This is a genomic window from Candidatus Magnetaquiglobus chichijimensis (genome assembly GCF_045865675.1).
In the GTDB taxonomy this organism is placed as follows: Bacteria; Pseudomonadota; Magnetococcia; order Magnetococcales; family Magnetaquicoccaceae; genus Magnetaquiglobus; species Magnetaquiglobus chichijimensis.
On sequence record NZ_BAAFGK010000005.1, the window covers coordinates 358,666 to 381,356 of the forward strand.

At 59.5% G+C, this 22,691-nt stretch carries 21 protein-coding genes and 1 tRNA gene; 9 read left to right on the forward strand and 13 right to left on the reverse strand.

Annotation, left to right across the window (positions count from 1 at the left end; all coding sequences use genetic code 11):
* Positions 1–3: 3 nt before the first annotated feature.
* From ACOY6C_RS15405 to ACOY6C_RS15440, 8 genes are all read right to left on the reverse strand, one after another.
* Entirely contained in the window at positions 4–249 is a 246-nt protein-coding gene (locus ACOY6C_RS15405; protein ID WP_420906409.1) for a helix-turn-helix transcriptional regulator, read from the reverse strand.
* Between the two features lie 140 nt (positions 250–389).
* Entirely contained in the window at positions 390–881 is a 492-nt protein-coding gene (locus ACOY6C_RS15410; protein WP_420906410.1) for a hypothetical protein, read from the reverse strand.
* A 146-nt stretch (positions 882–1,027) separates the two neighbouring features.
* Positions 1,028–1,294 carry a hypothetical protein gene (locus ACOY6C_RS15415; RefSeq protein ID WP_420906411.1) on the reverse strand — a complete coding sequence of 89 codons (267 nt, stop codon included), beginning with the start codon at positions 1,292–1,294 and terminating at the stop codon, positions 1,028–1,030.
* 77 nt (positions 1,295–1,371) lie between these two features.
* Positions 1,372–1,581, reverse strand: a complete 210-nt coding sequence (locus ACOY6C_RS15420) for a DUF2283 domain-containing protein (protein WP_420906412.1) — start codon at positions 1,579–1,581, stop codon at positions 1,372–1,374.
* Positions 1,582–1,605: 24 nt separating this feature from the next.
* Positions 1,606–1,896: an XRE family transcriptional regulator gene (locus ACOY6C_RS15425; RefSeq protein WP_420906413.1), complete on the reverse strand. Its 291-nt coding sequence runs from the start codon at positions 1,894–1,896 to the stop codon at positions 1,606–1,608.
* Positions 1,897–1,955: 59 nt separating this feature from the next.
* The gene (locus tag ACOY6C_RS15430; RefSeq protein ID WP_420906414.1) at positions 1,956–2,348 is read right to left on the reverse strand and encodes a type II toxin-antitoxin system HicB family antitoxin; all 393 of its coding nucleotides are present in this window, start codon (positions 2,346–2,348) and stop codon (positions 1,956–1,958) included.
* A 4-nt stretch (positions 2,349–2,352) separates the two neighbouring features.
* Positions 2,353–2,541: a type II toxin-antitoxin system HicA family toxin gene (locus tag ACOY6C_RS15435; protein ID WP_420906415.1), complete on the reverse strand. Its 189-nt coding sequence runs from the start codon at positions 2,539–2,541 to the stop codon at positions 2,353–2,355.
* 30 nt (positions 2,542–2,571) lie between these two features.
* The gene (locus ACOY6C_RS15440) at positions 2,572–3,816 is read right to left on the reverse strand and encodes a tyrosine-type recombinase/integrase (protein ID WP_420906416.1); all 1,245 of its coding nucleotides are present in this window, start codon (positions 3,814–3,816) and stop codon (positions 2,572–2,574) included.
* Positions 3,817–4,428: 612 nt separating this feature from the next.
* Here ACOY6C_RS15440 and ACOY6C_RS15445 point away from each other — a divergent pair.
* Positions 4,429–5,439 carry a bacteriohemerythrin gene (locus tag ACOY6C_RS15445; protein ID WP_420906417.1) on the forward strand — a complete coding sequence of 337 codons (1,011 nt, stop codon included), beginning with the start codon at positions 4,429–4,431 and terminating at the stop codon, positions 5,437–5,439.
* A 190-nt stretch (positions 5,440–5,629) separates the two neighbouring features.
* On the opposite strand, the gene ACOY6C_RS15450 is transcribed toward ACOY6C_RS15445, so the two are convergent.
* Entirely contained in the window at positions 5,630–7,924 is a 2,295-nt protein-coding gene (locus tag ACOY6C_RS15450; protein WP_420906418.1) for a methyltransferase domain-containing protein, read from the reverse strand.
* Positions 7,925–8,283: 359 nt separating this feature from the next.
* Between ACOY6C_RS15450 and ACOY6C_RS15455 the strand changes: the two genes are divergently transcribed.
* From ACOY6C_RS15455 to ACOY6C_RS15465, 3 genes are all read left to right on the forward strand, one after another.
* Positions 8,284–8,360, forward strand: a tRNA-Asp gene (locus ACOY6C_RS15455).
* A gap of 129 nt (positions 8,361–8,489) precedes the next feature.
* On the forward strand, positions 8,490–9,761 hold the full coding sequence (locus ACOY6C_RS15460; RefSeq protein ID WP_420906419.1) for an ATP-grasp domain-containing protein: 1,272 nt from the start codon (positions 8,490–8,492) through the stop codon (positions 9,759–9,761).
* Positions 9,762–9,903: 142 nt separating this feature from the next.
* Entirely contained in the window at positions 9,904–12,669 is a 2,766-nt protein-coding gene (locus ACOY6C_RS15465; RefSeq protein WP_420906420.1) for a CoA-binding protein, read from the forward strand.
* 24 nt (positions 12,670–12,693) lie between these two features.
* Here ACOY6C_RS15465 and ACOY6C_RS15470 read toward each other — a convergent pair whose 3' ends face one another.
* Positions 12,694–12,954: a hypothetical protein gene (locus tag ACOY6C_RS15470; RefSeq protein ID WP_420906421.1), complete on the reverse strand. Its 261-nt coding sequence runs from the start codon at positions 12,952–12,954 to the stop codon at positions 12,694–12,696.
* Between the two features lie 74 nt (positions 12,955–13,028).
* Positions 13,029–15,830, reverse strand: a complete 2,802-nt coding sequence (locus ACOY6C_RS15475; RefSeq protein WP_420906422.1) for a PAS domain S-box protein — start codon at positions 15,828–15,830, stop codon at positions 13,029–13,031.
* 262 nt (positions 15,831–16,092) lie between these two features.
* Between ACOY6C_RS15475 and ACOY6C_RS15480 the strand changes: the two genes are divergently transcribed.
* The 5 genes from ACOY6C_RS15480 (at position 16,093) to ACOY6C_RS15500 (ending at position 20,229) form a co-directional block, all read left to right on the forward strand.
* Positions 16,093–16,791, forward strand: coding sequence for a WbqC family protein (locus tag ACOY6C_RS15480; RefSeq protein ID WP_420906423.1), 699 nt, complete (start codon positions 16,093–16,095; stop codon positions 16,789–16,791).
* 48 nt (positions 16,792–16,839) lie between these two features.
* Entirely contained in the window at positions 16,840–17,805 is a 966-nt protein-coding gene (locus ACOY6C_RS15485; protein ID WP_420906424.1) for a glycoside hydrolase family protein, read from the forward strand.
* Positions 17,798–18,787, forward strand: coding sequence for a glycoside hydrolase family protein (locus ACOY6C_RS15490; RefSeq protein WP_420906425.1), 990 nt, complete (start codon positions 17,798–17,800; stop codon positions 18,785–18,787). The genes ACOY6C_RS15485 and ACOY6C_RS15490 overlap by 8 nt, the downstream gene beginning before the upstream one ends.
* Positions 18,784–19,227, forward strand: coding sequence for a GNAT family N-acetyltransferase (locus tag ACOY6C_RS15495; RefSeq protein WP_420906426.1), 444 nt, complete (start codon positions 18,784–18,786; stop codon positions 19,225–19,227). The genes ACOY6C_RS15490 and ACOY6C_RS15495 overlap by 4 nt, the downstream gene beginning before the upstream one ends.
* A gap of 300 nt (positions 19,228–19,527) precedes the next feature.
* Positions 19,528–20,229: a DUF47 domain-containing protein gene (locus ACOY6C_RS15500; RefSeq protein ID WP_420906427.1), complete on the forward strand. Its 702-nt coding sequence runs from the start codon at positions 19,528–19,530 to the stop codon at positions 20,227–20,229.
* A gap of 520 nt (positions 20,230–20,749) precedes the next feature.
* Here the strand turns inward: ACOY6C_RS15500 and ACOY6C_RS15505 are convergent.
* Together ACOY6C_RS15505 and ACOY6C_RS15510 are read right to left on the reverse strand one after the other, a co-directional pair.
* Positions 20,750–21,904: a DegT/DnrJ/EryC1/StrS family aminotransferase gene (locus ACOY6C_RS15505; RefSeq protein ID WP_420906428.1), complete on the reverse strand. Its 1,155-nt coding sequence runs from the start codon at positions 21,902–21,904 to the stop codon at positions 20,750–20,752.
* Positions 21,901–22,668: a class I SAM-dependent methyltransferase gene (locus tag ACOY6C_RS15510; RefSeq protein ID WP_420906429.1), complete on the reverse strand. Its 768-nt coding sequence runs from the start codon at positions 22,666–22,668 to the stop codon at positions 21,901–21,903. Before ACOY6C_RS15510 ends, ACOY6C_RS15505 begins: the two co-directional genes overlap by 4 nt.
* Positions 22,669–22,691 lie beyond the last annotated feature (23 nt).

Here is a 22,691-nt window from a genome sequence, read left to right on the forward strand (position 1 = left end):
CGATCACCTCCTCAGCCGTGCATCAGCTTCAGATGTTGAACTGACAGCCCGTGAAGCGGCCCAAGAGTCCAAGTCAGCCAAGGCGTAGACAACAGACCGGCCAAGCTTACTGAACCTTGGTCCCTCCCCTGTCAATCGGTACTTGTCGAGAGTAGATTTCCCAATCGACAAGTAGTGAGCAGCGGCGCGGGTACGTATGAAATGCTGTTCAGGTGGTGATGTACTGATTGGAGTCTTCATGGATATCATCCCATCGGTTCGTGTTGCTGGCAGATGATCAGTCTGCCAGCTAGAAACGTCTCGAAACGTTGGATGACTCTAGGATGGATTCTTGAGAAGAAATAGCCGACACGATATATTGGCGTATCGATACGGGTGCGATGATATCGCTATGATTTACGGCCAGGCTGAGAAAAAAATGTATTACTGGTTTCCTCTATAGCGTTGCTCCACGCCCGATCAAAACCACGACATGTTAGATTAGAAAATTTCTTCTTTGCCTCTAGAAAGTACGATTTTTTATTGCTGTCAGGCTTTATTATTTTGCCGTTTTTGTCTCTCATGATAGTTATAAGCCATTTTTTACAACGGGTTTCGTCAGCAATGATTGAGGATTGGTTCAAATCCACAGAACTGGTCGTCGATTCTGAGGATGGGTTGGAAATATTGATTTCTCCGTCAGTATCAAAAGGGATAGCTCCAATCGCCTGTAATTGTTTATTAAAATCCATCATAGATTCCCTGGCCGTCTTACGTTCTGTCGGCGAAAGATTCCTATTCTGACTAGCCTTTTCTTCGCGAAGATAGTCTACCCTTAAGAAAAACTCTCTTGGCATTGATGATGTTCTAACACTTTCTGAGCCAACATCATAAAATTTCATCCTCTTGCAATACTCCACAAAGTTCTCTCCTGGTATGAACTTTTCCCGGACAAGAAATAGTGCAAATTTTGGCAGGTGAACAATAATGCCGATCTCGGTATTGTGGAACCAATCTGGAATCTGCTCTTTGATATTGTCATCACCGTCTAGGCTATATTTTTCAGTTTCATGATATACGGATTCAAGTATTGTATTTTCATCATTCCATCCGAACTGTGTTGTAAATATCCATATATGTCAGTATCATCATCAAATTCAATGTCGTTGAATTTTAATATGGCGTGTTCTACATACCACCAATCAAAATTTTCCCTAACCATGTCTCGCGCTTGCTCTCGGGTGAGAATCTTTGTCTTGCTTTCCCCTGTCAAAGGCTCTGCCACATCATCCGGGATGGCTACGGGGTTTTGCATGGGTCATCCTCCTTGGCGGATACGCAGGTTGATGGGTACTACCTCGACTTTATGAATACCGTTCACGGCAGTGCCGATTATCCAACAACAGCCTGTTGCAGAATTTCTTTCGGAATCTTGACGGGCAACAGGCCATCGGCCTTGGCATCCAGGATAGTGATCTGCCCGATTCCGTTAGCGGTCATGCCCACATGGACATTCCAGCCATAAGAAAGATCTCTCTCAACCGGTTCATCACTGAAACGGATGAACATGATGTCGTCTGGTTCGTCATACTCGATATTCATGGTGCTTCCAGCAGTTGCAACCCATCAAGCGGCAGGCACCGGTTCCACATGCAGACGCGCGCCCATGGCCGCAGCGGCCCCCTCCATGGTCTGGAGCGTGATGGATCGATTCTCAGGGTCAAGCAGGCGATCCAGAGCGGCACGGCTTGTCTTCATCCGGCGCGCCATTTCGGACTTGGAAAGGTTTTGCTCCTCCATCATGCGTGCCACCTGGAAGGCGAACACCCGTTTCACGGCCACGGCCTCAACCTCGGCAAGCAACCCCTCGTCGATCAGGAAAGCATCGAAATCACTGCCTATATGGGGATTGGTCATAGATCACGCTCACATCACCGCAGTTACCGTCTTGCCGCTCCATCGAATTCTGCGAACGCTCAGCCTGGACGCAACGCCGTTTCAGCCGCACGAGCCAGAAAACCAGATCGGCTTAAATGATGTGCCTTGGCATAATCATCGATGCGACGTACCAACGGTTCGGGTAGTGAAATATTCAATCTCAGCGCTTTGGGGCGGATGCGTGACGTATCGATATCAACAAGCATCCAGATTCCGTCCTGATATTCGTCCCGTTGCGTCAACACCTCCAACGGGCTAGGAGATGGGATATCATTGGATTCACCGTCGTAATAGACTTCCGCAGCCTCTTGAACCATTGCGGGAATGTCGGTCCAGTCATCCGCTGCCGAGAAGCAACCCGGAAAATCTGGAATGACGATACCGTGTGCGTGCGTGTCATCCCCTGGGTGGATATAAATCGGATAAAGCATTGTTCTAACTCCATTCCCATCCAGCCTGACGAAAAATGTTGCGTAGCGTTCCAGGAGGAATATCTTTGCGAGGGTGAGGAATCACCACATGACCGGGTTTGCCTGGATGTTTGAATTTCTGGTGGCTACCTTTGCCGCCCACCAAATTCCATCCATCGGCAAGCAACCTCTTGATGAGATCTGAGCTGTTCATTTGTGTATTGTTACACATCCAACAAGAGGATTACAGAGCCTTTTTGATCGGCACCACCTCGGCCTTGTTGCCATCCAGAGCGGCGGCGATCTGGCCGGAGATGCGATCAGCCGCCTGGCGTATCGGATCGGATGCCAGGTGCCCATAACGCGCGGTCATGCTCTCGCTCGAATGGCCCAGCAGAGCGCCCACGACAGGCAGGCTCAACCCGGCATTCACCCCCACGCTGGCAAAGGCATGGCGCAGTCCGTGCAAGGTCACGTCGGTCAAACCCGCCAATGTACGCACCCGCTCCCAGACCTTCGGCACACCGACAATGGATAATCCCTCTTTCCATCCAGGGAAACAGAACGGGTTACCCTGAATGCGCTGGAGTCCGGCCAGCAGTTGCATGGCAGGCGCGCCCATCACCACCACCTTGGTGCCGGTCTTGGAGTCAGGCAGCAAGAGACACCCTTGCTCGAAATTCACCTGTGACCATTGCAGACAGAGAATTTCACCCTTGCGGCAACCGGTCAGGATCAGGGCACGAATCACCGCCAAGGCAACGGGGTTCCCCCCCTCGGACTCGACCTTAACCAGAGCATCCCCCAGGCGGGTGAGTTCCTCCTGGCTCAAGAAACGATCTCTCCGATTCTCGCGGAACTTGCGTAGACCATGGACCGGATTGTCAGCACGCAGGCCACGATTCACGGCAAAGGTCATGATGGCCCCAAACAAGCCCAAGGCCCGGTTGGCCGTAATGGGGCCACCGGATACGATGGCACGTCCTCTGGATTTGGTCTTTTCATCGGTTGCCGTTTTTCCATCGGAAACCGCATTCAAGAACCGCTCACAGTCGGCCCGTGTCACATCACACACCTTTTTTTTGCCAAGCAAGGGGATGATATGCCGTTCGATCCTGCCCCGATCCACATAGAGGGTGGAGGACTTCTTGTGCGCCGTTCCTTCCTCTAAATAGAGCGCGCATAGTTCCGCCACGGTGGAAGCCACTTTGGCTTGGGCTTTCAGGTCGGCTGGATCCTGCCCGTCAGTCACCATGCCAAGCACTCTTGCAGCCTCCTTGCGTGCCAAGTCAGGGGTCCATGGAGAACCATGTACACCGATCATGACCCGTTTTTTTATACCTCGGATGCGGTATTGGACCAGATAGACTTTGCGACCGGCGGGAGTAATCTTGAGACCAAAACCGATCAGATCCTCATCGAACAGGAAGACGTCTTTATCCCCTGGCTGGATAGCGTCCACGATGCGTTTGATCAGCTTGACGGCCATAATTTACTCCCCCTCGGATGGGATTGATCCCTGTTGGGTACTGGAAACCAGTACCCAGAACGGCACCTAAACGCATAAGGGTAAAGGTCAAAATGAAAATTCCAGTACCCACATAGTACCCAGCAGGAATCAAAATAGAGGAAATTCCCGGAAACGTCAAGAAACATAGAACGTTGATTTTTATGGGTTCATACTACACACGGAAACGCGAGAAAACGGCTTTGTTTACCCTCCGAAGCCAAAGGTCGTTGGTTCGAATCCAATACCGCGTACCAAAAATGAACAAGTTAAAGCCACTCGCAAGGTGGCTTTTTTTGTTCACCCACATCAGATCAAAACGCGCCACGCCAGACAACAGGATGGCGGACGCCCCATGGCAATGTCACTTGGCGCACATGCGTGGTGTGAAACGGAGACTGTCCGTTCACCTGGCGGCGTTGGCCATTCAGGAGCGATTCACCCGGAATTTTGGCTTTTTCGGGAGGAGAAGGTGGCGTAGAATGGGACCATCTCACCCCCCCACCGTGGAACATGCGAAAAGAAGGGCCACGGGGGAAATGCGATTCGTCAAGAGTCAGGCCGAGCACGTCGTCGGGTCAGGAGGGCTCAAGCATGCATACGTCGGATCAGGCGCCACAGGTGGATGGTTTCCAACGCCATTTCTCGCTGGATGAGTTCCGCGCCAACATGCGCGCCCGGCTCAAGGATGTGGAGATTCCAGCCCTGCACGGTCAGCATGAACGGTTGGTGGAGTTGATCGTGCGTCTCTACGGCGAGGTGCGCAAGCTGCAGAAGGAGACTCCGGATCCGGAGTCGGTCGCTTCCCTGCGCGGCACGCTCCAGGAACTCAAGAGCTATGCGACCCGCCACTTCCAGGAGGAGGAGGCGTTCATGCACCGGATCCACTATCCAGGCGTGGCCGCCCATGTCGAAGCGCATCGGGTATTCGTCAAGACGTTGTTGGATCTCGAAGCGCGCATCTGGCGGGAGTCGATCTCCTTCGTGGTCGATCTGCTTTATCTGGTGGTGGGGTGGTTGTTTCAGCACATCAACCAGTTGGACATGGGGTATGCCCGTTTCTCCAAGGGTTGGGAGTCTCCCAAGGCATGCACCGAAGCGTCTCCGCACGTCGTTTCCGCCGCGTCGCGCGAGATGGGTTCCGACAGTTCGAAATCCGGGCGGGAGTTGTCGTTTCGCGAGTCGATGCGTCTCAGGCTGCGCAAGACCGGCATCGATTCATTCGATCGAGAGCATCTGGAGTTGATGAACCGGATCGTCCACATCAACACTCTGGCCGGAAAATTGATCTTGCGTCCTCCGACCGCCAGGGATTGGGAGGAGATCGATCAGGCGGTGGCGTTCTTGCTGGGATATTGCAGCACGCATTTTGCCGGTGAGGAATCGTGGATGATCGAGGTGGGTTATCCGAAACGGGCCGAGCATGCCCAGGAGCATAATCGTTTGTTGGTCCGACTCAAGGAGTTGGCGGGCCGTTTGACCCAGGACCGGAATGTCTACTTCATCGTGGACATGAATTTGTTCATCAGCGAGTGGTTCTTGACCCATACGATCCGGTCCGATGCTCTTTATGGGGAGTTTGCCAGAAGTCGGAAGCTTGTTTGATCCGGGATCTGTCGTTGCTTGTTGCGGGGGATGAAGGTTTGAGGTGGAACATGTTATGGCCGTACCGTGGACCTCCCTGGCGGGCGTTCCACGGTCACTTGCATGATGGGGGGAGAACCCCCTCACCCCCCGTACCGTGGACCTCCCTGGCGGGCGTTCCACGGTAAACAACCATCCTCCGGGTCTCACCTCATCCCCTGGCCCACCCCTCGGCATTCTCGACGCCCATTTCCAGCAACAACGCATCCAGATAGAACTTCGTGGCCCAGTTCAACACCTCATGCCGACCATAGCCACCCCCAAACGGATAAGAACCCGGCATCCCGCCACGTATCGCGTCATCCACCCCGTCACACCGCTGCACCCGCTTCAAGAATCCCAAGGTGCGCCGCGCCGCTGCATGGAAGCCGTCATCCCCGCACCGTTCCGCCAATACCAGCCACAACCCGGCCAATTGCGCACTGCCGGTCAGACAGTCCCAATCCACCACGCCACGCCACTGCCCGTCCAAACGTCCGGGGATCCGCCCCAGGGGAGATTGACAGCCAAGCAGAGCCCGACCAGCCAACTCCACCCGTCGCAACCAGGCCGGCTCGTCCAGGGAGATCGCCGCGCCGGCGACGCCCTCCATGGCATAGCAGATGGTATGCAACAACGGCGCGGACGGATCGGAGAGACAGTTGTCGGCAAACCAGCCGTTCTCCTGCTGACGCCCGAGGACGTGACGGATGTTCCTGATCCCGGCATCCCGGTATTGCGTCTCCCCGGTTTCGATGCCCAGACGGATCAACGCCCACCCCACGCGGCTGTTGTAGGTGGTGCTTTCGGCCTTGGCGTACCGGGAGTTGCCCTGACGCCAATCCCCTTCCGGCGACTGGACACGCAACAGGTACGCCCCGGCACGCATGGCAGCCTCCAGGTGACGTCCATCACCGGTCTCGGCGTGGGCGCGCAGCCAGCCGAAGAGCACCTGCCCGGTGTTGAACACTGCGGGTGACCGCTTCTGATCGACCGTGCCGCCCATCACCGCGCCGTTGGGGAGCTGCATGGCGATCTCCCAGTCGGCCATGCGCGCGGCGCGGCTTCGGGCCTCGGCCTCCGGGACCAGAGCCGCCGCCCGATAGAGGGTGGGGATGATGTATCCGGTGGTCTCCGGATAGGAGGGTTGCCAGCCGCCACCCCGAAATTGTGGGCTCCAACCCGCGGCAAAGGCCCGACTCACCCCGTGATCCGGAGTGGCGTCCTGGGCGCGGCACAGCCAGAGCACCCCTTCGCGCAGATGCGTGGTGACATTCTGCACCGGCAGGGTATCGTAAGGTTGGCGCTCGCGGATCCAGGCATTGACGGCGCGCGCGCTCACCAGGGGAGAGGAGATCCAGGCGTGACGGAGGGTTTTGAAGAGCCGTTCGCCGAAGGCGCTCCAGGCGGGTTTGGGACCGATGGTGCCGCACAGGACGAATTTTTCCAGGGTATGGCGCAGGACGGGCCAACCGCCGATCCGTTTTTCCAGGGCGAAGCAGGCGTCGTAATAACGGCGCAGGAAGTGCGGGGCGTGTTTGCGCAGAACGGCGTCGATGTAAAACGGTTGAAAAAGATACTTGTGAAACCCGAACCCCGCGCCACGTCCTTCGATGCGACCCACGCCGGCGCGGCGCATCCACCGTTTGATCTCCCACCAGCTGTTGTAGCGGTCATGATTCAGCCCCCAGTCCGCAAAGGGGGACATGGAGCGGAACAGCAGACGGAACGGGGCGTTGAACACCTCCCGAATGGGCGACATGCGGATCTGTTTGTAGAGGGTTTTCAGGTTCCAGGTGTTGTAGATCTCCAGGATCAGCCGTCCGTTGGGTTCGGTGATCCGGGCCAGTTCGCCAACCGCGCGCTCCTGTTCCTTGAGATGTTGGAGCACGCGACAGCTGATCACGGTATCGAACAGCGCGTTCTTGAAGGGCAGGGACTCCAGCTCGCAGCAGACGTGAAAATCGCCGCGACCCTTGCCGCGGGCGATGCGCAACAGGTTCAGCGAAGCGTCCACCCCCACCTTGAGGGTATTGTTTGGAAAGGTGGTGAGGAACCGACCGTTGCCGCAGCCGGCATCGAGCAGCGCGCGGGGTGGGCGGGTGGTGTAATGGACGGCCATGGCATGGATTTCGGAGTGGTGGTTGTAGACTCCGAACGGGTCGTCACCGCCCTCCACCTTGGCATCGTAGAGATGCGCCTTTTCGGCAGAGTCCCAATAGCGCTGGAAGAGGTCGTCGAGGCTCTCCTGGCGGTTGCCCGGAAAGAGTACCGGGATGCCCTCGATGACTGGAAAACCGGCCCCGCATGTGTCGCAGGTCAGGGCTTCGGTCCAGGGTTTGTCGGTGGGACGGGAGAGCTGGAGATCTTCCTGGCAGTTGGGACAGCACAGAAAGGGGAGAAAGGTCTCCAGGGTGACGGGTCTGGGAAGCTCGGCAAGAGCCGTTGGCAGGGTGAGCCCATTCATGTGGCGTGTCATCCGGGAAATATTCTAATGGTAAGATCCGACCCGTTTTCGATTGCGAGCCGGTCGCTCAGTCGATCCCGGCTCCGCATCCATTTCGAGGATAACGGTTCCCGCCTGCTTCGGAAAGGGACAACAACTCTTTGTTCGGGAAAGGAACCAATCCTGCATGCGGGCCAGGCGAACGCCGTGATGATTTCCCGACCCGGCGCCCAGGTTTCCCGCAGGAGGGGCCGGAAAAAAACACGCACAATCCTCCTTGACGCCCCCTGGCAATATGTGGATAATCCCTCCCCGCGACAACACACTGGTATCGGTTGAATCCAGAATCAACTCTGTCGCAACGCACATAATCATGTTACGGGGGCGTAGTTCAGTCGGTTAGAATGCCGGCCTGTCACGCCGGAGGTCGCGGGTTCGAGCCCCGTCGCTCCCGCCATGCACGATGCTCAAGGAACGGGTAATGAAGGCACCAAGCGGTGTCGAATTTACCCGTTTTTTGTTGTGGCATCATCCGGGGGGATCCATTTTTCAATCAATGTCACAAAAAGAGTGAGGTACCGCACCGATGCAAATCACCGGCATGAAATGGGGGGCCAAATTACTCAAATACGTCGATTTTCCCTGCGCCGAGGTTCTCGGGCCGGAAGCGACGCCCGATGAGATCAAGGCCCTGATCGACAAATGGGGGGGATGCCTGATCAAACCCATCTTCAAAGGCGGAATCGGCAAGAAAGGCAAGGCGGGTCTGGTTGGCAAGGCCACGGATGTTCGCACCGCGCTCAAGGAAAAGGAGCGTCTCTATTTTGCCGAGCACACCCACGGCAACCAATCCTCCAAATCCGAGGGGGTCACCTTCGAGGGGTTCGTCAAGGCCGAGCACGAGATCTACGTCTCCCTGACCGACAACACCGTCTACCGCGCGCCCACCCTGACCATCACCCACCACGGCGGCATGGACATCGAAGAGTTGCCCCCCAGCCAGATCGCGGTGGTGCCGTTCGATCCCCTGACCGGTTTGAAAGGGTTCGTCATCTCCAACGCCCTGGACAAGATGAATGCCCCGAACGAAATCCTGAGCCCGCTGGTGCAGAACATCACCAAGCTGTGGGATCTGTTCAACAACTACGGCATGACCACCCTGGAGATCAACCCGATCCGCATCTGGCGCGATCCGAACGGTCGCCTGGTCCCGATCGCCTGCGACTTCAAGTGCTCCTTCGACGGCGACGACCGCAACGCCAGACGTCTCAACCTGCCCGCGACCCTCGACAGCATCCATCTTTCGGACTACGAACTCGAGGTCAACCAACTGCGTACCTATCAGGGCCAGTCGGATGTGTATGTGATCAATCCCGCCGGCACCATCACCGCCATGACCTTCGGCGGTGGCGCCAACGCCCTGGTGACCGAACTGCTGGGCGATCTGGCCACCATCTCCTCGGACTTCGGGGGCAATCCGCCCTACGCGAAGATGAAGCAGATCAGCGACATCACCTACAAGCACTGGCTCGGCCAAACCAACGTGCTCTTCCTGATCGGTGGCAAGGCCAACAATACCGACATCTACGAGACCTTCCGCGCCATGGGCGACGGGTTGCGCTCCTACTTCAACGAGCGCGGTCCCACGCCGCTGTTCGTGGTGGTGGGACGCGGCGGTCCCAATCTGGTGCAGGGTCTGAGCTATCTCAAGGATACCCTGGACTCCCTGGGGATCCCGCATGCCATGTTCGGTTACGACTCCGCCATGAGCGAGGTGATCAACTACGCCGTGGCCGTGGACACCTGGATGAAGAACGGTGGCCGTCAGGTGATCGCCCAGAAGATGGGGGTCAGGTAACCCGTTCGGGACAAAACGGCATTTGCCGTGGAACTCCCGACCGGGCGTTCCACGGGTGGGGGGGCGGGGGGCCTCCCCCCATCGTGCAACTCTCGTCAAACTCGCGATCCCACGCGCTTTCATAAGGACAACGAGGTCATCCATGCCATTGATCGATACCATGCCCGCCATGGGGCAAAATTTTCTGCATCCGAAGGGCGAAAAAGAGTTTCCCTACTTCGTCGGCATCCACTCCCTGGCCGATCTGGCCACCAAGGAGGATCGGGTTTGCGTGCTCAACATCCTGGGCGGCGAAAGCACCACGGTCACGCCGATCAGCCATGAGTATTCCGGCGGCAACATCGTCTGCGGCGTCATGCCGGGCCGTTCCGGCGCGGTGCTGAAAACCAAGATCGGCGACATTCCGGTCTACAACAACGTGCTCGAGGCCCTCAACGACGGCAAGAAATTCAACGTCGCCGTGGTCTATGTCCCACCGGACGGGGTGAAGGACGCGGTGATCGAGGCGGTGCGCGTCAACCCGGACCTCAAGAAGGTGGTGATCCTCACCGAGAAGGTGAAGGTCAAGCACGCCCGCATGATCCGTCAATACTGCCAGTGGCGTGGTGTGGATGTCTTCGGCGCCAACTGCCTGGGACTGGGCGATGCCCACAACCATGTGCGCATCGGCGGCGCCCTGGGCGGCAACGCTCCCCATGAGTCGCTGGTTCCCGGATCGGTGGGCCTCTACTCCAACTCCGGCAACTTCACCACCACCATCGCCACCTACCTGCTCACCGCCGGTTGGGGTACCACGGTGTCGGTGTCGTCGGGCAAGGATGTCTACATCCATTTCGCTGCCCCGGAGTTCACCCATGCCATGCACAACGACGACCGTACCAAGGCCGCCGTGATGTACATCGAGCCGGGTGGATACTACGAACGCGATCTGGTGTTCCGCAAGCCGGTGGTGGCCTGTGTGGTGGGCCGCTGGAAGGCCAAGCTGACCCGCTCCTGCGGTCACGCCGGCGCCATCGCCGGATCCGGCGACGACGCAGCCTCCAAGGAGCGCTGGTTCATGGAGAAGTTCGGGGTCCGGGCGATCTTCACCCCCGAAACCCCGGCCTGCTCGGCCAAGGGCGCGGTGGTGACCAACATCGCCCACATCCCCCAGGCCATGACCGCCGTGATGATGATGAACGGCATCAAGCCCGATTTCGAGCCGCGCGGTGATCTGTCGCTCAAGTGCTGGTTCTTCTCCAGCCAGGATATCGCCCTGCCCAAGGAGTTGCAGCTTCCGGTGGTCGAGGCGCTCGCCCCCTACAACGAGCAGATCGCCGCACAGGGCAAGCAGGTGGGCGCCATCTTCCCGCGTCAGGCGATGAAGGATTGCTCCGGCGCCTCGCGCATGGATCCCAAAACCCAGGTCTCCCAGGTGCATGGCGTGAGCGTGCTCGATGCCTCCACCCACACCCTGGAAGAGAATCTGGTGATGTCGCTGATCCGGGAGTATCCGGATACCACGGGTCGCGCCATGGCCAACATCGCCTTGAACGCCTTCGTGAATCACTTCGGTCTGCCGGGCATCCTGGCCGCCGACGCCGCCCGCGAGGCGGGCAGCAGCCCGAACGTGGTGCTCTCCACCGGTCTGGCCATGCTCGGACCCAACGAGATCAAGCCGGCGCGGGAGGCGGTGCAGGCCCTCATCGATCTGTTCGGCCACTCCGGCCTGACCGATCCGAACAATCTGGAATTCGACTTCCAGGCCCAACTCGCCCAGGCCACCGAGAGCGGCGCGCGCGACGTGCTGATCTCCCCGAAGAGCGGCAAGCGTGGCAAGTCGATGTTGAGCGCCCTGGAGGCGCGCGGCTGCAAATCGGTCTTCATCGAGTTCGTCAAGGCGTTGGGCGCGGGTAGCGACGGGGTGCGCGACAGCACGGTGCTGGCTGCCATCTGCTGCCATCTGGCCTGGCGCGCCCTGGCGCGTCGTCGTCTGTCGGTGACCACCCTGCTGGCCATGCCGTGGCACTTCCGCATTTTCAGCTCCCTGGTGGGCTGCGTCGTGCCGTCGGTCCGTCAGGACAAGAAGAGCTTCTCGGGCGTGGACAACACCGAGCTGCTGGAATCCTGGAGCTTCACCGAGACCGCCTTCCTGTCTCTGTTCAACCGTCGCCCCAACGAGGAGGAGCTGTTCAGTTTCTCGGTGCTCGTGGGACTTCTGGTCACCAACGGACCGGGCACCATCTCCGCCCAGGGCCCGAAGGGCGCGGTCAGCGCCGACGGCCCGATGGCTCCGGAGCGGATCCAGATCAACAAGGCCTATCTGGGCTTCCTCTCCCACACCGGTTTCGCCCACGGCGGCAACGGCTACGAGGCGATCGCCTTTTTGATGGAGCGGTTCAAGGATTCCGGTCTCGCCGATCCGGGCGATCCGAATCATGGCCTGGATCTGATGGCCATGGCCATGGCCTATGCCGCCGAATACAAGGCGTACAAGGTCAAGGCCAAGGGCGCCGGGAGCATGGATTACGCCAAGATTCCGTGCGTCAACCATCCGGTGTTCAAGGGCAAGCCGGAGAATTTCGATCCGCGCGAGGTGTTCGTGGACAACCTCTTCAAACAGCGCGGCTCGTATAACGTGTTCCAGGATTTCTACCACCAGTTGGTGCATGCGCTGCACAAGAGCGGCATCAGCCGGGAGATCTACTGCGTGAACGTGGACGCGGTGATCGCGGTTCTGTTGTTGAAGATGCTCTGGAAGCCGTATGCGCGTGGCGAGGTGAGCGCCGAGTCCATGGAGAGCGCGGCCTTCATCACCTTCCTGTTCGGGCGCATGATCGGCACCGCCGCCGAGGTGGACGACCACACCAATCGCGGTCGCGACATGGATACCCGCACTGCGGCGAGCGCCTGTTCCTACGTGTCGTAAGTTTCAAGTCATTACCGGGGGCGGTTACCGCCCCCGGCGGAGGTCCGGAGGCAGCGCCTCCGGGACGTCTCCTTTGATCCTGTCTTTGCTTGTTGGTTTGCGGCCAACAGGCATCAGGACGATTTCCTCGGGCCGGCGGGCGGCGCATCCGGTCGGTTTGGCGCACCCCTGACATCCCGAACGTTTGCCGCTGGATGCGAACATCCGGCGCAGGCGTCGGGCGATGTAGACCAGACAACCCAGCAGGATCGCACCGAGCAGGATGGCATCCAGTGTGGGGTTCATGATCGCGTCTTCAGTGTGGGGTTCATGATCGCGTCTCCAGTGTGGGGTTCATGATCGCGTCTCCAGTGTGGGGTTCATGATCGCGTCTCCAGGGTGGGGTTTGACGGCACGCCGGAAGGTGCGATCCCATCGGGGGACGCGGGCTCCCCGGCAGGCTTGCGGGATCTCCCTCCATCTGCGGCGATGGCGTTCAACGCCGCCAGCAACGCCTTCTTGCCAATCGGCTTGGAAAGATAGTGGTCACACCCGGCTGCCAGGCTTCGCTCCCGCTCCCCCTCCATGGCGTGGGCCGACAGGGTGATGATGGTGACCCGAGGAAGCGCGGTTGCACGTTCCCAGTCGCGAATGCGCCGCGCCGCCTCGTAGCCGTCCAGGCGTGGCATGCGCACATCCATGAACACCACATCGAACCGCTCGGCCTGGATTCGCTCCACGGCTTCGATCCCATCGGCGACCATCACCAGCTGGTGCGGGGTGTTCAGCAGGTAGTTTTCGAACAGGATACGGTTCTCCTCGACATCCTCGGCCAAGAGAATCTTGAGCGCTGGAGCGCATGATTCGTCCACCGGGTGTTCGCTGACGCACCTCTGCTCGGGCGGTGCCACCTCCTGGATGGGCAGGATGAAATGAAAGGAACTCCCTTCGCCCAGACGACTCTCCACCCAGATGCGCCCTCCCATCAACTCCACCAGGCGGCGTGAGATCGACAACCCCAGACCCGTTCCGCCAAACCGGCGCGTCACCCCGACATCGGCCTGCATGAACTGCTCGAAGATCAACCGCTGCTGCTCGGGCGAAATGCCGATGCCGGTATCCTCGACCGTGACGCGCAGCTGATCCGGGGTTTCCGGATCCCGTCGCACCCGGACGTGGATGTGGCCCCGGTCGGTGAATTTCAGGGCATTGCCCAGCAGGTTGATCAGAATCTGCCGCACCCGGCTTTCGTCTCCCAGCATGGCCCCAGGCAGATCGTCGGCCAGCTCCAGGCTCATCGTCACACCTTTCTTCTCTGCGGTCAGACGCATCAGATGGACGATCTCCTCGGTCACCCGACCGGGCGCGTAAGGGAGATGGCTGAGGGAAAACCGACCCGACTCGATGCGCGAGAAGTCGAGCACGTCGTTGATCACCCCCAAAAGGGTCTTGCCGGAGTTGTGCATGGTCTGTGCGAACAGACGCTGCCGATCGGTCAACTCGGTGTCCAGCAGCATCTCGGCCATGCCCAGCACCACGTTCATTGGCGTGCGGATTTCATGGCTCATGTTGGCCAGAAACGCGCTTTTCGCCTGGCTGGCCTCCTCGGCGCTCTGTTTGGCGTGGCGCAGCGCCTCTTCGAGCTGTTTGCGCTCGGTGATGTCACGGGCCACGGCATAGATCAGATTGTTCTGGTAGGGGGTGGAGCGCCACTCGATCCAGCGGTGACCTCCATCCCGGCAGAGGTAGCGGTTGGTGAAGTTGAGGATCCGGTTCCCCTTCTCCAGGGAATTCATCGCCTCCAGAGTGGATTTCCGGTCTTCGGGGTGGACATAATCCAGAAAGAAGCTCCCTTGCAACTCTTCGAGGGGATAGCCGAGCGTCTGCTCCCAGGCGCGGTTCAGACGCAGAAAGCGACCCTGCATGTCGGCGATGCAGAGCAGATCCAGGGACATGGTGAAGAATCGATCCAGCTCCGCGGTCAATTTGCGCAGGGTTATTTCGGTGTGCTTGCGCTCGCTGATATCCAGAAGCGTGACCACGATGCGTTCCACCCGGTTATCTGGTCCGCGCAGACACTTCACATCGAGCTGTGTCTCCACGACCCGGCCATCCTTGCGAACGAAGCGTTTGTCGAGCACGTAGCCGTCGATCGTGCCGTTGATCACCTGTTGGTATTGTTGGAGATCCTTGTCCAGATCCTCGGGATGGGTCAGCTCGGCCCAGTTCATGGCAAACAGCTCGTCCCGGCTGTAGCCGAGCATCTGGCACAGGGCATCGTTGACGGATAACCACTGTTTGGTTTCCGGGCTGGTGATGGCCATGCCGATGAAGGGGAGATTGTAGAAGTGGCTCAACATCTCGTTCTGCTCGCGCAGGCGTTGATCGAGACGCTTGTTTTCGGTGATATCCTCGATGGCCGAAACGATGAAGGTGCGGTTCGGTTCCGGACCGGGCAGCAGGGAGGCGGTCACCCTGGCCCAGATCACCGCTTGATCCCGTGTGAGGTAGCGTTTTTCGAAGCGGGTCGAGGTGAGCTGTCCGTCGCGCAGTTGCAAGATGGCGTCGCGGCTCGACTCCAGGTCGTCCGGGTGGGTCACCTCCATGATGGTGGTGCCGAGCAGTTCGTCGGCGGATTCGTGGCCGAGCATGGCAGCAAAGGCCTGGTTGGCCTCGAGGAGCTGTCCATACTCCGTGTCGAGCCGGATCAGGCCGATGCCGACGTGATCGACCATGGCCCGGAACTTTGCCTCGCTCTGGGCGAGCAGATCCATGGCATGTTTTTGGGCGAGGCGGGCGCGATGCAGCTCCAGAAAGACCTCGATCTTGGCGATCAGGATCCGCTCGTCGAAGGGTTTTTCCAGATAGTCCACCCCGCCGAACTGGTAGGCGCGCAGCAGGTGCGGATGATCCTTGAAGGCCGCGGTCAGAAAGATGATCGGAATGTGGCGCGTGCCCTCGAATCCTTTCAAGGCCTGGGCCACCTCGTAGCCATCCATGCCCGGCATGTCCACGTCCAGCAGGATCAGGGCCAGATCCCGGTGCAGCGCCTGGGCCAGGGCCGCTTCGCCGTCAGCGGCATCGAGGATCTCGATGCGCAACGGCGCCAGCAGTCGGCGCATGGCCAGCAGATTGGCCGGTTTGTCGTCCACCACCAGAATACGGGAGTCAAACCCGCCCATCGTCGCTTTCCTTTCCTTCCAACCTGGGTGGAACGGTGTTCATGATCATTCGAACCAGGCGTGACATCGATCGTTAGCAAGGTCAACCCTCGATCCGGCCTGGAACCGTGGAGCCCCCATGGGCGTGTTGTCGATGCGTGACCGGGTGGCCTGGCCGCTGGCAAGGCTCCAGGCACGTTCCCGAGCGGTCTGGGCTTCGGCGTGGAAACGGTCTATGATCGCATAGTCGAACATGGCAATCGGAAACCGGAGTCGATCAAGCGTGCGCACCGCGATCATGCAGCCCTATTTTTTTCCCTACATCGGCTATTTCCAGCTGATCCGGTCCGTGGATCGCTTCGTCGTCTATGATAACATCAAATATACGAAAAAGGGGTGGATCAATCGCAACCGCATTCTGCAAAATGGCGCGCCGGTTTGGTTCTCCCTGCCTCTGATGGCCGGTTCCGATGGGTTGGATATCGGCGCGCGCTACCTGGCAAGCGATTTCAAGCCCGAATCGCTCTTGAACCGCCTGCACGGCACCTACCGGCGCGCGCCCTGCTTCGAGGCGGTCTATCAGCTTGCCGAGGGGATTCTGCGTCACCCGGATCCCAATCTGTTCGCGTTTCTCGAGTATGGTCTGCATCGGGTGTGCGACCATCTCGGCATCCAGACCGAATGGGTGGTTTCGTCGCGGGTGCCGATCGATCACGACCTGAAAGCCCAGGAGAAGGTGATCGCCCTGTGCCGGGCGGTGGGCACGGATCTTTATGTCAATCCCATCGGCGGCCAGTCGCTCTACGAGCGCGCCGCGTTCGCGGAGGAGGGGATCGAGCTGCGTTTTCTTCAGGCCGACCCGGTGGAATACCGGCAGTTCGACGCGGAGTTCGTGCCGTGGCTGTCGATTCTCGATGTGATGATGTTCAATACCGTGGAGGAGATCCAGCAACGGTTTCTCCCCGGTTACACCCTGCTCTGACGCGTGGCGTCCGATCATTACCCGTCTGGAAAAGAGGATGGATCATCGATGTTCACCTGGAAAAAACTCGGAAAACTCTTCAACCCGCAAGAGGTGACCGGACGTCCCTGGCTCAAGGAGTTCGCCCAGGGACCGGCGGTGCTGATCCAGGATCGGACGGTGCGGGTCTACTTCTCCTGCCGTCCGCCGGCGGACGAGCAGGGGCGTTATGTGAGCTATTCGTCCTTCGTGGAGCTGGATCGTCGGGATCCGTTCCGGATCGTGCGGGTGGCCGAGGCGCCGATCCTGCCTTTGGGGGGGTTGGGGATGTTCGATGAGTTCGGCGTCTATCCGGTTTCGGTGATCCGGCGCCATGAGGAGGTGTGGGCCTATTACGGCGGCTGGACCCGCTGCGAATCGGTGCCGTTTGATGTGGCCATCGGACTGGCGATCAGCCGCGACGGCGGGGAGACCTTCACCCGGTTCGGTTCTGGACCGATCCTTTCCGCCTCTCCGGACGAGCCGTTCGTGTTGAGCGGTCCGAAGATCCGGCGTTTCAACGACCGTTATTATCTGTTCTACATCGCGGGTCGCAAGTGGATTCTGGCCGATGGTCGGGCCGAACCGGTCTACAAGATCCGCATGGCCCACTCCGAGGATGGAATCCACTGGATCCGTCACAACCAGGATCTGCTTCCGTCGCGGGTCGAGCCGGACGAGGCCCAGGCCAGCCCGGACGTTTTTTTCAGTGGTGGCCGCTATCACATGTTCTTTTGCTATCGTTACAGCACCGGCTATCGCGGGCGGGAGCGGGGCTATCGGATCGGCTATGCGGTGAGCGACGATCTGGTCAACTGGCGGCGCCACGACGACCGGGCCGGCATCGACATCTCCCCGAGCGGCTGGGATGACGAGATGATCAGCTATCCGCATGTCTTCGCCCTGGATGGCAAGGTCTACATGGCCTATCTGGGCAATCAGGTGGGTCGATACGGTTTTGGCCTGGCGGAACTGCAAGGAGATCTCGATGACTGAAAAGCGTGGTCCGGGTTTGTCGTGGCGCAAACTGGGAAAAATCTTCGATCCCAGGGAACATTCCCTGCCGGATGGGTGCGTCGAGTTTGCCCAATCCCCCCAGACCCTGCTTCTGCCGGACCGGACGCGCATCTACTTTTCCACCCGTTCGGTGGATCCGGGCAACGGCAAGTTCTTCAGCCGCGTGGCCTATGTGGATTTCACCCCGGATCTGGGAGAGATCCTCGGGGTCGCCGATCACACCGTGCTGCCGCTGGGGGGATTGGGTTGCTTCGACGAGCACGGCATCTTTCCGATCAACATCCTCGCCCACCAGGACAAGGTGTTCGGTTACACGAGCGGCTGGAGCCGGCGGGTGGCGGTGTCGGTGGAGACCGCCATCGGTCTGGTGGTCAGCCACGACCAGGGGGCCACCTTCGAGCGGGTCGGCACGGGACCGGTGCTTTCCGCCGCGCCCCAGGAGCCCTGTCTGGTGTGCGACGGTTTCGTGCGGGTGCTCGATGGGCTGTTTCACATGTGGTACATCTTCGGCACCGGCTGGAAACGGATCGCCCCGGACGCCCCTCCGGATCGGATCTACAAGATCGGGCATGCGGTCTCGAAGGATGGCCTCATCTGGGAGCGGTCCGAGGCGGGTCGCCAGTTGATCCCGGACCGGCTGGGTCCGGATGAGTGTCAGGCCCTGCCGAGCGTGCTCGAGCATGGCGGGTTGTATCACATGCTTTTTTGTTACCGCCACGCGGACGATTTCCGTCAGAACCGGAGTCGCGGCTATCGGATCGGCCATGCCTGGTCCGAAAACGGGCGCGACTGGCAGCGGGCCGACGAGCTGGGCACCCTCGAGGGGGATGCCGGCGGGTGGGATGGGGAGATGCAGTGTTATCCCCATCTGTTCGCCCGCGACGGGCGGGTGTTTCTCCTTTACAACGGCAACGCCTTTGGCCGGCACGGGTTTGGCGCCGCCGTTTTGCTGGAACCATGACCGGGCCCGCGCTTCGGATCGACACCGCCCCATCCGCGGAGATCCGGCGCCATCTGACCGTCTGCGATGACCGGTTCGTCCCCCCGTTGAGCAGCCGGGTGGCGATCCCCGCCTATGCCGACAAACTGCGCGCGCGCGCCATGACCGTCGAGGCGTGGGATGGGGAACGGCTGGTGGGGCTGGTGGCGATCTACTGGAACGAGACTTCCGGCTACATCACCAATGTCAGTGTCGAGGCGGATTGGGCCGGTCGCGGCGTGGGGTCGGCATTGCTGGACCAGGTGCTGGACCAGGCCCGTCGGCGCGGGGCGGCGTCGATCGAGCTGGAGGTGGGGGAGGGGTCCGAACCGGCCTTGCGGCTCTATCGGGGGGCGGGATTCGTGGCCACCGGGGAGACGGGGAGCCGCGCGGGGATGGTCCGCTTGATCTGGAACCCGTGACGCGACCGTTGTCGGGCGCGCTTCAGACGGTGCATGGATTTTTAACAGAGTGCTTCCGGATGGGGAAAATGGGTCCGGATTGGTCGTTCATGGGGAGTCGGATGATCTTGCCTGTTCGGACAACACATTGAAATTAAAGCTTTCATCAATTGTTCATCATTAATTTACACACCACTCGCATCCCCTTCACATTCTTTCGCTAGCATGCCTCCCAACGGACAAAGCCGGTGCGTAATCCTGACCGGCTTTGTCAAGATTACCAAAGAAGGATGTTCAATCATTCCAGAGGGAGGTCTGATCATGAGTGGCAATGCCAAAACGTTGACCGAAAGAATCCTTGAGAACGTTTTTCCGACTGTGCCGGATTTTTTTGGCATGCTTGTCGAGCATAGTGAGGTGTGTTTGCAATCCATGCATGCCCTGGTGGGTTTCATGGAGACTCACGACGTTCAACAGGGCATTCAGGTTCGCGAGTTGGAGAAGAAGGGCGACGAGATCAAGGCGCGCAACATGGCGGTGTTGAATCAGGCTTTTGCCACGCCGTTGGATCGCGAGGACATTTACCGTGCGGTGGTGGCCATCGATCAGATCATCAACTACGCCAAGACCACGGTGCGTGAAATGGAGGTTTTGGAACTGACTCCGGACGCTTATACTCTGGAGATGGCGCAGATCATGCGTGATGGCGTGGTCGCGCTGAATGCCGGTTTCAAGAAGCTCGCCACCACGCCCCTGGCGGCCACCGAGGATGCCATGGCGGCCAAGAAAGCGGAGCGCACCACCGAGAAGTGTTATCGCAAGGCGCTTGTTTCGTTGTTCCATGCGGATGACGCTTTCATGCAGGCGTTGGATGCAAATCCGGTCCATGCTGCGCCCAAGGCGATGATGCAGGTGATGGACATGTTCAAGCGTCGCGAGGTGTATCGTCACATGTCCAACTGTGCGGATCAGTTGGCCAAGGCTGGTTCGGTGCTGCAAGATATCGTGGTGCAGATTTCCTGATTGTCAAGAGGGGGGACCATTCGTTCCGGGTGGGGGGGCCATTCGTTCCAGGTGGGGGGGATCCATTCGTTCCAAGTGTTGCAGGGGACCGGGGACCGCAAGGTCCCCGGCGGAGGTTCGGAGGCAGAGCCTCCGAGGTTTTGTTTTTGACTTTGGCGCGCTCTACAAAAAAGCGTTTTTTCGCGCCTTTGGCGAAAAAACGCTGCGCGCTGCCTTGGCTGCGGGAACGTTTCGCGCTTTTGGCGAAACGTTCCCGCGAACATGGCCCAAAAACTCCGGGCGCCGGTGACGCCGCCCCGCCCCGAGCCGCCCCGCCCCCGAGCAATTCGCCGTGAGTCGTTGCCCAAAACCGGCAACGACTCACGGCACATGAGACCCGCGCGCTGCGCCCTTTTTCGCAAAAAACGCGAAAAAGGGCTTCTCGTGAAAAGCGCGCGAAAGGCAAAGTCACAAAGGAAAAAATCAAAACCTCAGGGCTTCGCCCCGAACCCTACCAGGGGCCATTGGCCCCTGGACCCCATCAGTTTTGTGCCGTCCCGTTTTTCTCCGCTCTTCCCGCTCTTCCCGCATCCCGCACCAGCCCGATGATCCGCGTCTGATCCGCGTCACTCAACTCCGGATAGATCGGCAGACACAACACCTTGAGCGCGATTTCGTTGGCCACCGGCAGATTCGCCGGACTGGCGGAGGGCAGATTGCGATACATCGGCATGTTGGAGATCAACGGATAGAAATAACGCCGGGTGATGATGCCGTGAGCGCGCATCTCAAGATTCAACGCGTCGCGGCTCAACGGGTACTCGGGTCCGATCAGAATGGGGAAGTGCGGATGGTTGTGCTCCGCGCCGGCACGAATCGATATGAGCCGGATGCCGGGAATCTCCGCCAGCTCGCGACGATAACGGGCGTCGATCGCCTGACGACGCGCCTGGGCCAGATGAAGATGCTCGAGAGAGAGCAGACCAAAGGCGGAACTCACCTCGTTGAGCTTGCCGTTGATGCCCGGTGCCACCACGGTCACCTCATCGGCGAAACCGAAATTCTTGAGATGATCGATACGCTGCTTGGTCTTTTCGTCCGGACAGACGATGGCACCCCCCTCGAAGGTGTGGAAAATCTTGGTGGCATGAAAACTCAACACCGACAGATCCCCATGCCGCAACAGACTCTGCCCCTGATGACGGACCCCGAAGGCGTGGGCCGCATCGTAGATCACCCGCAGATTGTACAGATCGGCGATGCGACCGATGTTGGCCACATCACACGGGGTGCCGTAACAGTGGACCGGCAGGATGGCGGTGGTGTGTGGGGTGATGGCCACCTCGATGCGCTCGGGATCGAGGTTGAGGGTCTCGGGATCGATGTCCACGAAGACCGGCTTGATGCCGTTCCAGAGCAGCGAATGGGCGGTGGCCACGAAGGAAAAGGGGGTGGTGATCACCTCGCCGGTGATGCGCAATGCCTGGAGCGCCACCACCAGGGCGATGGTGCCGTTGGCAAACAAGGCGATGTGCTCGACACCCAGGTGCTCGCGCAGCGCAGTCTCGAATTTCTGGTGGAAAGGTCCGCAGTTGGTGAGAATCTGATTCTCCCAGATCTCCTCCAACATGGGCACGAACGATTCCAGGGGCGGCAGATAGGGCCGGGTGACGTAGATCGGACGTTCTTGGCTCATGCGGGGGATCCAGAAGAGAGTGGCGCATGATCGGGCCGGGCGCAGACCGCGTAAAGCGAGGCGGACAGCTCCGGATGGCTCTTGGCCAGGACATGACAGGCCTCCAGATAGGCGGGCGTGATGATCCCCTGGGCCATGGCCTGATCGAATTGATAATTCGCGAAGGGTTTGACCAGAATCCCGCCGTGGTCGAGAATCCGATAACCGGCCTGACGCAGATGCAGCAGAAAGGTATCCTGGCTGTAGGTGCGGCGATGGCCGTGCTGGGCCTCGGCAGGGGTGACGGCGGTGTGGTGGTCGATCAAGCCCATTTCGGTGGCGATCTGGCGGGAGAGGGCGCGGGCGTTGGGCACCGCCACGAACAGCCGACCGTTCGGGGTCAGCCAGTCGCGCATCCGCTTGAGATCTCCCACCGGGTCGTCGAGATGCTCCAGGGTGTGGATCAGGAACACCTGATCGAAGGTGCGTTCGAAACGGGACTCGGCAAAGGTGGCGGTGATCACCTCGACCCGCGCCGGGAACCGGGCGCGTACCTGGTCGGCCAGGTCGCTGGCCGCCTCGATCACGGTCATGGCGTCAAAGTAATCGAGCAACTGGGCGGTCATGTCCCCCAGATAGCAGCCCAGCTCCAACGCGCTCGACCGGTTGGTGAAATGGGGCGCGAGCCGCTTGAGCAGATAGTGGCGGATGATGCCGTCAAAGTCGTAGGCATAGAGCCTGTCGGCGTGATCCTGGTACTCCTGGTTGTGATCGCGGGTGGTCATGGGGGTCGCCATACGGTTGGATG